This window comes from Variovorax sp. WDL1 (assembly GCF_001541225.1).
Lineage (GTDB): Bacteria > Pseudomonadota > Gammaproteobacteria > Burkholderiales > Burkholderiaceae_C > Variovorax.
Map to the genome: position 1 here is coordinate 45,724 of NZ_LMTS01000092.1, position 10,015 is coordinate 55,738.

11 protein-coding genes are annotated in these 10,015 nt (G+C 67.6%); 10 read left to right on the plus strand and 1 reads right to left on the minus strand.

Annotated elements, in window-relative coordinates:
- Nucleotides 1-33: 33 nt before the first annotated feature.
- The 9 genes from APY03_RS13360 to APY03_RS13400 all read left to right on the plus strand — a co-directional run bounded on the left by APY03_RS13360 (nt 34) and on the right by APY03_RS13400 (nt 8,705).
- Complete coding sequence (locus APY03_RS13360) at nt 34-1,497, plus strand: aldehyde dehydrogenase family protein (RefSeq protein WP_068677597.1); 1,464 nt, start codon at nt 34-36, stop codon at nt 1,495-1,497.
- Between the two features lie 28 nt (nt 1,498-1,525).
- Entirely contained in the window at nt 1,526-2,500 is a 975-nt protein-coding gene (locus APY03_RS13365) for a Bug family tripartite tricarboxylate transporter substrate binding protein (RefSeq protein ID WP_232081145.1), read from the plus strand.
- 35 nt (nt 2,501-2,535) lie between these two features.
- Nucleotides 2,536-3,603 (plus strand): maleylacetate reductase, encoded by a 1,068-nt coding sequence (locus tag APY03_RS13370; protein WP_068677572.1) that lies wholly within the window; start codon nt 2,536-2,538, stop codon nt 3,601-3,603.
- 49 nt (nt 3,604-3,652) lie between these two features.
- The gene (locus APY03_RS13375) at nt 3,653-4,909 is read left to right on the plus strand and encodes an ABC transporter substrate-binding protein (RefSeq protein ID WP_068677574.1); all 1,257 of its coding nucleotides are present in this window, start codon (nt 3,653-3,655) and stop codon (nt 4,907-4,909) included.
- Nucleotides 4,906-5,625: an ABC transporter ATP-binding protein gene (locus APY03_RS13380; RefSeq protein WP_068677575.1), complete on the plus strand. Its 720-nt coding sequence runs from the start codon at nt 4,906-4,908 to the stop codon at nt 5,623-5,625. Before APY03_RS13375 ends, APY03_RS13380 begins: the two co-directional genes overlap by 4 nt.
- Nucleotides 5,622-6,344: an ABC transporter ATP-binding protein gene (locus APY03_RS13385; protein WP_068677577.1), complete on the plus strand. Its 723-nt coding sequence runs from the start codon at nt 5,622-5,624 to the stop codon at nt 6,342-6,344. The genes APY03_RS13380 and APY03_RS13385 overlap by 4 nt, the downstream gene beginning before the upstream one ends.
- The gene (locus APY03_RS13390) at nt 6,341-7,201 is read left to right on the plus strand and encodes a branched-chain amino acid ABC transporter permease (protein WP_068677579.1); all 861 of its coding nucleotides are present in this window, start codon (nt 6,341-6,343) and stop codon (nt 7,199-7,201) included. Before APY03_RS13385 ends, APY03_RS13390 begins: the two co-directional genes overlap by 4 nt.
- A gap of 4 nt (nt 7,202-7,205) precedes the next feature.
- Complete coding sequence (locus tag APY03_RS13395; protein ID WP_068677581.1) at nt 7,206-8,249, plus strand: branched-chain amino acid ABC transporter permease; 1,044 nt, start codon at nt 7,206-7,208, stop codon at nt 8,247-8,249.
- A 183-nt stretch (nt 8,250-8,432) separates the two neighbouring features.
- Nucleotides 8,433-8,705, plus strand: coding sequence for a hypothetical protein (locus APY03_RS13400; RefSeq protein ID WP_068677583.1), 273 nt, complete (start codon nt 8,433-8,435; stop codon nt 8,703-8,705).
- Between the two features lie 37 nt (nt 8,706-8,742).
- Here APY03_RS13400 and APY03_RS13405 read toward each other — a convergent pair whose 3' ends face one another.
- Complete coding sequence (locus APY03_RS13405; protein WP_180988649.1) at nt 8,743-9,456, minus strand: autoinducer binding domain-containing protein; 714 nt, start codon at nt 9,454-9,456, stop codon at nt 8,743-8,745.
- Nucleotides 9,457-9,805: 349 nt separating this feature from the next.
- Between APY03_RS13405 and APY03_RS41425 the strand changes: the two genes are divergently transcribed.
- A complete protein-coding gene (locus APY03_RS41425) occupies nt 9,806-9,985 on the plus strand; it encodes a hypothetical protein (protein ID WP_146039391.1) in 180 nt (59 codons plus the stop codon).
- Nucleotides 9,986-10,015: the final 30 nt, after the last annotated feature.

Below are 10,015 nucleotides of genomic sequence, written 5' to 3' on the forward strand. Positions count from 1 at the left end.
GACATCCAGCGGGCCGCCGGCCTCAAGACGCCCATTCGCCACCAGCTCTTCATCGATGGCCGCTTCGTCGATGCCGAGTCCGGCGAGACGCTCGCCACCCTCAACCCGCACGACAACTCGACCATCGCCGAGGTGGCGTTGGCGGGCAAGGCCGACGTCGACAAGGCGGTTGCCGCGGCGAAGCGCGCCTTCCCGGCCTGGAGCCGCATGGCCGCGGCCGATCGCGGCCGAATCCTGCTGAAACTCGCCGACCTGATCGAGGCCAACACCGAGGAGTTGGCGCGGCTGGAGTCGCTGGACACTGGGCACCCCGTACGCGACTCGCGCCGCCTGGATGTGCCGCGCACCGCCGCCTGCTTCCGCTACTTCGGCGGCATGGCCGACAAGTTCCAGGGCGAGACCATTCCGGTGGAGGCCGGCTTCCTCAACTACACCTTGCGCGAGCCGGTCGGCATCGTCGGCCAGGTGGTGCCGTGGAACTTCCCGCTGATGTTCACCAGCTGGAAGATGGCGCCCGCGCTCGCGGCCGGCAACTGCATCGTGATGAAGCCGGCCGAGATCACGCCGCTCTCCTCGCTCAAGATCGTGGAGCTGATGGCCGAGGCGGGCATGCCCGAAGGCGTGGTCAACATGCTGCCGGGCCTGGGCAGCGTCGCCGGCCAGTACATCGCCGAGCATGCGGAGATCGCCAAGATCGCCTTCACGGGCAGCACCGCCACGGGGAGGCGCATCGTCCAGGCCAGCGCCGGCAACCTCAAGAAGGTGCAGCTGGAGCTCGGTGGCAAGGGGCCCAATATCGTGTTCGAGGACGCCAACCTGCCGGCCGCCATCAACGGCAGCGCCTGGGCCATCTTCCACAACCAGGGGCAGGCCTGCATCGCGGGCTCGCGCCTGATGCTGCACGAGAGGATCGCCGATGCCTTTCTCGACAAGTTCATCCCGCTGGCGCAATCGATCCGCCTGGGCAACCCGCTCGACGACGCCACCGAGATGGGCCCGCTCACCAGTTCCCAGCATCGCGAGCGCGTGCTGAGCTACGTCGAAGTCGCGAAGGGCGAGGGCGGCGAGGTGCTCGCCGGCGGCAAGTCGCCCGGCGGCGACCTGGCCGGTGGCTGCTACGTCGAGCCGACGGTGGTGCGTGCCAGGTCCTTCCAGGACCGCGTGGCGCAGGAAGAGGTCTTCGGCCCCTTTGTCACCGTGCTCACCTTCAAGGACGACGAGGAGGCGCTGCGAATCGCCAACGGCACCGACTACGGCCTCGGCAGCGGCTTGTGGACCACCGATCTCCAGCGCGCGCACAAGGTGGCACGCGACCTGCACGCAGGCATGGTCTGGATCAACAGCTACAAACGCGTCAACCCGGGCTCGCCCTTCGGCGGCGTGGGCCAGAGCGGCTACGGCCGCGAAATGGGCTTCGACGCGATGCGCGAGTACACGCAGGTCAAGAGCGTCTGGGTCAATGTCGATGCGCAGATTCCGCCGCACTTCGTGCGCTGAGCAGCCAACCTCGAGAAGAAGAATGAACGTGACGTCGCTTGCAGTTCGAGTCCTCGCCGCGTGCAGCCTGGCCCTTGCGGCCGCAGGCGCGGCACTTGCCCAGCAGCCCTGGCCCGCCAAGCCGGTGCGCGTGGTCGTGGCCTTCCCGCCCGGCGGCATCGTCGACACCGTGGCAAGGCAGCTGCAGCCGCGGCTGCAGGCCGCATTGGGGCAGCCGGTCATCATCGACAACCGCGGCGGCGCCGGCGGAACCGTGGGTTCGGCAGAGGTTGCCAAGGCCGCGCCTGACGGCCACACGCTGCTGATGGTGTTCGACAGCTATGCCACCTATCCGCTGGTCTATCCCAAGCTCAGCTTCGACATCGAGAAGGACCTCCAGCCGGTGACGCAGATCGCGAGCAATCCGCTGGTGCTGGTGGTCAATCCCAAGGTGCCGGCCAGCGACTTCAAGTCCTTCGTCGGCCTGCTCAAGAGCAAGCCGGGCCAGCTCAACTACGCGAGTGTCGGGCCCGGCTCGAGCAACCACCTGACGGCCGAGCTCTTCAAGGTGCAGACCGGCACTTTCGTCACGCACATTCCCTACCGCGGCGGCGGCCCCGCCCAGCAGGACCTGCTGGGCGGACAGGTCGAGATGATGTTCCTCTCTGCTGTTCTGGCGCAGCCGCATGTGAAGGCCGGCAAGCTGCGTGCGTTGGCCCAGACCGGCGCGCAGCGTGTGCCCGCCTATGCCGGAACGCCCACCGTGGCCGAGAGCGGCTACCCCGACTTCCAGGTCAACTCCTGGGTCGGCCTGCTGGCCCCGGCGGGCACACCCCGTCCGGTCGTCGACCGGTTGCAGGCCGAGGTACGCAAGATCGTGACCGAACCTGCCTTCGACCAGCGGCTGCGCGAGCAGGGCCTGACCGGCATCGCGAACACGCCCGAGCAGTTCGCCTCGGCGCTGCGCAGGGAGCAGGACAAGTGGACACGGCTCGTGCGCGAGCGCAACCTGAGCCTGGATTAGCAAATTCAGAGAGCAAGCAAACAGAGGCCACGTCGATGCGAGACTTCATCTATACCAGCCAGCCGCAGCGCGTAGTCTTCGGCGCCGGCAGCCTCGCACACCTCGGGCGCGAGATCGAGGCGCTGGGGGCGCGTCGTGCGCTGGTGCTGTCCACGCCCGAGCAGCGCGGGCAGGCCGAGCGCGTGGCCGAGCTGCTCGGCGCGCAGGCCGCGGGCATCTTCGACCGCGCGGTCATGCATGTGCCGGTCGAGACCGCGCGCGAGGCCCGCGAGGTCGCGCGCAAGCTCGGTGCCGACTGCGCCGTGGCCATCGGCGGGGGCTCCACCACCGGCCTCGGCAAGGCCATTGCGCTGGACTCGGGCCTGCCGATCGTCGCAATCCCGACGACCTATGCCGGCAGCGAGATGACGCCCATCTACGGCCTGACCGAGGCCGGCCTCAAGAAGACCGGCAAGGACCCGCGTGTGCTGCCGCGCACCGTGATCTACGACCCTGAGCTCTCCCGCAGCCTGCCCGTCGGCCTCTCCGTCACCAGCGGCATCAATGCCATCGCGCACGCGGCCGAGGGCTTGTACGCGCAGGACAGCAACCCGGTGATGGACCTGATGGCCGAGGAGGGCATCGCCGCGATCGCACGGGCGCTGCCGGCGATCCGGCGCAGCCCCGATGACATCGAGGCGAGGTCCGATGCGCTGTACGGCGCCTGGTTGTGCGGGATCGTCCTGGGCAACGTGGGCATGGCGCTGCACCACAAGCTGTGCCACACGCTGGGCGGCAGCTTCAACCTGCCGCATGCGGAGGTGCACACGGTGGTGCTGCCGCATGCAATCGCCTTCAACGCCGGTGCCGCGCCGCGCGCAATGCAGCGCATTGCAGGTGCGCTCGGCACCGCGAACGCAGCCGAAGGCCTGCAGGCCCTGGCGCGCGACAACGGCGCGCCCATCGCGCTGAAGGACATCGGCATGAAGGAAACCGACCTGGACCGCGCCGCCGAGCTCGCGGTGAGCAACCCCTACTGGAACCCGCGCCCTTTCGGCCCGGCCGAGCGCGATGCGATCCGAGCACTGTTGCAGCGCGCCTACGTGGGCGCGCCGCCCGGCTGAAGACATCCACCTGGCTTTGTGCAGGCAGACAACGAAGAAGGAGACAACCATGACCCTCAATCGCAGGCAGTTCACCCAGGCCGCGGCCGCCCTGGCCGCCGGCGGCACGGCGCCGCTGGTGTTCGCCGCCGACACCCTCAAGATCGGCTATGTCTCGCCGCAGACGGGCCCGCTCGCGCCTTTCGGCGAGGCCGACAGGTGGGTCATCGACCAGATGAAGATGGCCTTCAAGGACGGCATCGGCGTCGGCGGCAAGAAGTACGCGGTGCAGATCGTGCTCAAGGACAGCCAGTCCAACCCGAACCGCGCGGGCGAGGTGGCCAACGACCTGATCCTCAAGGACAAGGTGGCGCTGGTGCTGACCGCCGGCACGCCCGAGACCGCCAACCCGGTGAGCGACGCCTGCGAGCTCAACGAGGTGCCGTGCGTATCGAGCGTGGTGCCGTGGCAGCCCTGGTTCTTCGGCCGCAAGGGCGATCCGGCCAAGGGCTTCGCCTGGACCTACCACCTCTTCTGGGGGCTGGAGGACGTCATCGCCAACTTCACCAACGGCTGGAAGACCGTCAGCACCAACAAGAAGGTCGGCGGGCTCTTTCCCAACGACGGCGACGGCAACGCCTGGGGCGACAAGGAGCTCGGCTTCCCGAAGCCGCTTTCGCAGATGGGCTTCACGCTCACCGACCCTGGCCGCTTCCAGAACGGCACGCAGGACTTCAGCGCACAGATAGCGGCCTTCAAGCGCGACAACGTCGAGATCGTGACCGGCGTGGTGATCCCGCCCGATGCCAAGACATTCCTCACGCAGGCGCGGCAGCAGGGCTTCAGGCCGAAGGTCATCACACTGGGCAAGGCGCTGCTGTTCCCCGGCGCGATCGAGGCGCTGGGCGAGCTGGGTTACGGCCTCTCCACCGAGGTGTGGTGGAGCCCTTCCCATCCCTTCACGTCGAGCCTGACGAAGCAGAGCGCCAAGTCACTTGCTGAAGCCTACGAGGCCGGCGCGAAGAAGCAGTGGACGCAGCCGATCGGCTTTGCGCATGCGCTGTTCGAGGTGGCGGCGAATGCGCTCTCGCGGGCCAGGTCGACCAAGGCCGGCGATGTGCGGGACGCGGTCGCGGCGACTTCCCTGGACACGGTGGTCGGCCCGGTGAAGTGGGGCGGCCAGGGGCCGTTCAAGAACGTGAGCAGGACGCCGCTGGTGCTGGGCCAGTGGAACAAGGGCCAGAAGTACAAGGTCGAGCTGAGCATCGTCAACAACGAGGCCGCGAAGAACATCCCGGTCGCGGGTACGTTGCAGTTGCTGTCATGAGCCTTCTCGCGCTGCATGGCGTGCGCAAGTCCTACGGCGCGCTCAAGGTCACCGACGACATCACGCTCGCGGTGGCCGAGGGCGAGACGCTGGGCATCCTCGGGCCCAACGGCGCGGGCAAGACCACGCTGTTCAATTTGATCTCGGGCGACGTGCGCGCCGATGCAGGGCGGGTGGAGTACCAAGGGCGCGACGTCACCGGCCTCAAGCCGCACCAGCGCTGCCATGCCGGCATCGGCCGCAGCTACCAGGTGCCGCAGCCCTTCGGGAACATGAGCGTGTTCGAGAACCTGGTCACGGCCGCCTGCTTCGGCGGCGGGCAGCCGGAGCGCGAAGCGTGGCAGACCGCGCACGAGGTACTGGCCGAGACCGGGCTGATGGCGCATGCCAACAAGCCGGCCGGCGGGCTGACGCTGCTGGACCGCAAGCGCCTCGAGCTGGCGCGCGCGCTCGCAACGCGCCCGAAGCTGCTGCTGCTGGACGAGATCGCCGGCGGCTTGACCGAGCCCGAGGCGAGGCAGCTGGTGGAGGAGCTGAAGCGCATCAAGGCGCGCGGCGTGACCATGATCTGGATCGAGCACGTGGTGCATGCGCTGTTGTCGCTGGCCGACCGGCTGTTCGTCATCAACTTCGGGCAGAAGCTGGCGGAGGGGGAACCGCGGGCGGTCATGGGCGATGCGGAGGTGCGGCGGGTCTACATGGGGATGGATGCATGAACGACCTGCTGACGGCCCGAGCCCTCCAGGCCTTCTACGGTGACGCCCAGGCCCTTTTCGGTGTCGACGTCTCGCTCGCGCAGGGCGAGCTGGTCGCGATCATCGGCGCCAACGGCGCGGGCAAGTCCACGCTGCTCAAGTGCCTGACCGGCCTGGTACGTGCCCCGCGCGAGGCGGTGCGCTTCAAGGGCGAGGCCATCGGCGGCCTGCCACCCGGCGAGATCGTCAAGCGCGGACTCGCGATGGTGCCCGAGGGCCGTCGCCTCTTCCCCAGCCTCAGCGTCGAGGAGAACCTGCTGATCGGCGGCCTCGCCGGGCGCAAGGGCCCCTGGAACCTGCAGCGCCTCTACGGCCTTTTTCCCGTTCTTGCCGAGAAGCGCCGCGACCCCGGTACCGCGCTGTCGGGCGGGCAGCAGCAGATGGTGGCGCTCGGCCGCGCGCTGATGAGCAACCCCGAGCTGCTCCTGTGCGACGAGCTCTCGCTGGGCCTGGCGCCGATCGTGATCCGCGAGATCTACGCCGCGATGCCCGCGATCACCGCCGAGGGCATGACGGTGGCCATCGTCGAGCAGGACGTGACCATGGCCCAGCGCGTGTCGTATCGCATCTATTGCCTGCAGGAAGGCCGCGTCTCGCTCGCCGGGCGCTCCGATGCGCTGTCCCGCGAGCAGATCGCGCAGGCCTATTTCGGCGTCCAGCCTCCAGGAGCGGCACCATGATCGAAACCGTCCTCCAGGGCATCCTCCTCGGCGGCCTGTACACGCTGTTCGCGCTGGGCCAGTCGCTGATGTTCGGCGTCATGCGCCTGACCAACACCGCGCAAGGCGACTTCATCATCCTCGGCGCCTTTGCCGTGGTCGCCGGCACCACGCTGGCGGGCGGCGCGCCCTTCGCGGTGGCGCTGGCGGTGCTGCCGCTGGCCTTCGGCTTCGGCTACGCGCTGCAGCGCTACGTGCTCAACGGCACGCTGGGCAGGGATCCGCTGCCCTCGCTGGTCGTGACCTTCGGGCTCTCGATCGTGATCCAGAACCTTCTGCTCGAGCTGTTCTCGGCCGATCCGCGATCGATCGAGACCAGCGGCCTCAACACGCAGGGCCTCGCCCTCGGCGACTCGCTCTCGCTGGGCGTGCTGCCACTGGTCATCCTTGCCATCGCGGTCGCCGCCACCGCGAGTCTGCAATGGTTGTTCGCGCGCACCGCGCTGGGCCGCTCCTTCCGTGCCGTATCGGACGACCGCGAGATCGCCGAGCTGATGGGGCTGGACGCGAAGAAAGTCTATGCCTTCGCCACTGCCATCGCCTTCGTGTTGATCGCGGTGGCCGGCGCGCTGCAGGGGATGCGAACGACGGTATCGCCCTCCGACGGTCCCTTGCTGCTGCTGTTCGCCTTCGAGGCCGTGATCATCGGCGGCATGGGCTCCTTCTGGGGCACCCTGGCCGGCGCAATGATCCTGGGCATCACGCAGCAGATCGGCTTCCGGCTCGACCCGGGCTGGGGCATCTGGGTCGGCCACATCGTGTTCCTGATCGTGCTGGTGCTCCGGCCGCAGGGGCTGTTTCCCAAGACACGAGGCTGACGTCATGACCCGGAACCCATCCCTCGTTGCGAGCGCCACGCCCGCGGCATTCGATGTGGTGCGCAGCACCGCCGCGAACCGCACCGCCCTGGGCGCGGCAGTCGCAATCGCCCTGCTTGCCGCCACGCTGCCCTTCTGGGGCGAATCAAGCTGGATGCGCGAGTTCGTCGAGATCGCGTGCTACCTCATCTTCGCGATCATGTGGAACCTGCTCGCCGGCTACGGCGGCATGGTCAGCATCGGCCAACAGGCCTTCTTCGGCTTCGGCGGCTACGTGATGCTCATGCTGGGCAACTTCGCGGGCGTGAATCCATTCATCGCGATTCCCCTGGGTGCCCTGGCCGCGGCACTGGTCGCGGTGCCGGTGTCCTTCGTCGCCTTCCGGCTCTCGGGCGGCTACTTCGCCATCGGCACCTGGGTCATTGCGGAGGTGTTTCGCCTCAGCTTCGCCAACGTGTCGGCCGTGGGCGGCGGATCGGGCACGACGCTCACCGCGCTGCGCGGCATCGAGAAGGCAACGCGCGAGAGCGTCACCTACTGGATGGCGCTGGCCTGCGTGGTGGCGGCTGTCGCGCTGGTGTACCTGTTCCTGCGCAGCAAGCGCGGCCTGGCCCTGCTCGCGATCCGCGACAACGAGGTGGCCGCCGAGTCGCAGGGCGTCCCGGTGGCGCGCATGAAGCTGGCGGTGTACGTGGTTGCGGCATTCGGGGCCGGGCTGGCAGGCGCGCTCTATTTCGTCGGCAACCTGCGCATCAGCCCTGATGCCGCATTCAGCGTCAACTGGACCGCCTTCGCGATCTTCATGGTGGTGATCGGCGGCATCGGCCGCATCGAGGGGCCGCTGGTGGGCGCGCTGATTTTCTGGGCGCTCAACAAGTTCCTGAGCGACTACGGGACGTGGTATCTGCTCGGACTCGGGTTGCTGGCGATCGTCGTGACGATCTTCTTCAAGCAAGGGCTGTGGGGGTATGCGCAGCAGCGCTGGGGGTGGTCGCTGTTTCCAACGCAGAGGGTGCTGGTGGGGGGCATGCGCATATCGGCGCATTGAGCGGCAACCTGTCACGCCGGCCGACGCGTGCGGTGGATATGTCGCGGGCGGGCCACTGAATGCCGTGCTTTTTGCACGCTTTGCCGGCTTCCATGCGTTCCATGGGCGCGACGGGACTTCCGCCACTTCCGTGCACCGCCTCGCGGGCGTTCAATGTCCTGACCGCCCTCACCGAGGCCCGTCATGATCACCACCCTGTTGAGTTCGTGCTTCCGCATCTGGCGCCGGCCCGCGAGACGGCGCCAGCGCCTTGCCGTCTTTGCGCACGCCCACGGCCAGACCATGCTGCTGGATTGCGAGCGGCACCAGCGGGGCTGGTCGGGCGTGGTGAAGATCCGCGAGGCCTCGCAGGATCGCGTCGTCCACGTCTGCACCGAATTGCGCAGCACGGCTGACGACGCGCTGGGCGATGCGGAGCACGCCGCGCAGCGGCTGGCCCTGATGTTCGTGCAATGAGGCGCCGCCTGGAGGACTGATTCATGCGCCTTGTGCGTCAGCCCAGCAGGCCCAGCATGGCCGCCCGCACCGTGGCAGCGGTCTTGTTGGCCGACCTCAGCTTGGAGATGGCGTTCTTCACGTGATAGTTCACGGTGTCGATCGAGATCCGGAGGATGCGCGAGGTCTCCTGGGTGGTCTTTCCGTCGGCCGTCCATCTGAGGATCTCGATCTCGCGCTCCGTCAGCGGTGTCTCGGGCGACTGGTTCATCCGCGGCACGAGCACGCGGGAGAACGCCAGGTGGGAGGCATGGGCCAGCCATCGCATGCGTACCTCTTTGGCGTGCAGTTCATTCGCGCTGAGCGGCGGCGTCGATCGCGACAGCGTGAGCATGCCGCCGACGCCGTGGCTGTCCAGGCTCGACTGGGCCCACCCATGGCACAGGCCGAATGAGCGCGCTTCCGCCCACAAGGCAGGCGCGTCGGCGAACAGCGCATCGCTCCAGATGATCGGCGTGCGGTTGTGTCGCGCGTGCCGCACTGTGGGGTCGAGGGTCAGGTAGCCGGCTTCCTCGTAGCGGCGGCGCCACGCCGGCGGATGGTTGTCGAGCTTGACGACCTTGGGATTGGTGAGGGGCAGCGGCGCGCGCAAGCCATAGGCGCAATGCTCGAATCCCAGCTGGTTCGCCTCGGCGAGCACCAGCGCGAATATCTGCTCTTCGTCGCGACAGCGATCGAAGGCCGCCATGAGGTCTTCAGCCCATGTCTGCACAACTGGCCTCATGTACTCGCAGTTCATGGCGGGAAGCAGGGCGGCTCGCCCGCCTGATGGTGCGCCCGCAGAAGGCGGTGTGCCACGTCGTCGTGGCTTGTGCGTGCAAGCGATTTCGCATGACAAGGAACGAAAGCGGGCCGGAGCCAGCCATCGTTCAGGTCCTCCCTGTTTTTTGGTGGCGCGAAGATACCTAGGCAAGAGCGCCCATGCAATTCAGACGGAAGTTTTATCGGTATCTGGTCAATCCATGGGTGATCGCGCATCAAGATTGCGCGACAAAAAACGAGTTTTGGTTGCGCTCGGCTCGACTACAGTTCGGCCGCATCAAAAAAGAACGGGAGCCCCCATGAAGAAGAATTCCGCTGCATTGCCAGCGTGTGCATCGAGATCGCGCGCATCGATGCTCTCCGATCGCCACGTATCGACCCGGCTCCTGTGCCGCACAGTCCTCGCCGTCTTCCTGTGCGCCGCCGCGCTCGCAAGCCAGCCCGTCCATGCGGGTTCCGTGAGCTACAGCTATCTATGAGATGTCAAGCTCAATCTGAAGGGTGAGGAG

What these genes read in the sequence shown, in the direction of transcription:
- APY03_RS13370 (WP_068677572.1), top strand. Translation starts at nt 2,536, where the DNA reads ATGCGAGACTTCATCTATACCAGCCAGCCGCAGCGCGTAGTCTTCGGC.
- APY03_RS13375 (WP_068677574.1), top strand. Translation starts at nt 3,653, where the DNA reads ATGACCCTCAATCGCAGGCAGTTCACCCAGGCCGCGGCCGCCCTGGCC.
- APY03_RS13380 (WP_068677575.1), top strand. Translation starts at nt 4,906, where the DNA reads ATGAGCCTTCTCGCGCTGCATGGCGTGCGCAAGTCCTACGGCGCGCTC.
- APY03_RS13385 (WP_068677577.1), top strand. Translation starts at nt 5,622, where the DNA reads ATGAACGACCTGCTGACGGCCCGAGCCCTCCAGGCCTTCTACGGTGAC.
- APY03_RS13390 (WP_068677579.1), top strand. Translation starts at nt 6,341, where the DNA reads ATGATCGAAACCGTCCTCCAGGGCATCCTCCTCGGCGGCCTGTACACG.
- APY03_RS13395 (WP_068677581.1), top strand. Translation starts at nt 7,206, where the DNA reads ATGACCCGGAACCCATCCCTCGTTGCGAGCGCCACGCCCGCGGCATTC.
- APY03_RS13400 (WP_068677583.1), top strand. Translation starts at nt 8,433, where the DNA reads ATGATCACCACCCTGTTGAGTTCGTGCTTCCGCATCTGGCGCCGGCCC.
- APY03_RS41425 (WP_146039391.1), top strand. Translation starts at nt 9,806, where the DNA reads ATGAAGAAGAATTCCGCTGCATTGCCAGCGTGTGCATCGAGATCGCGC.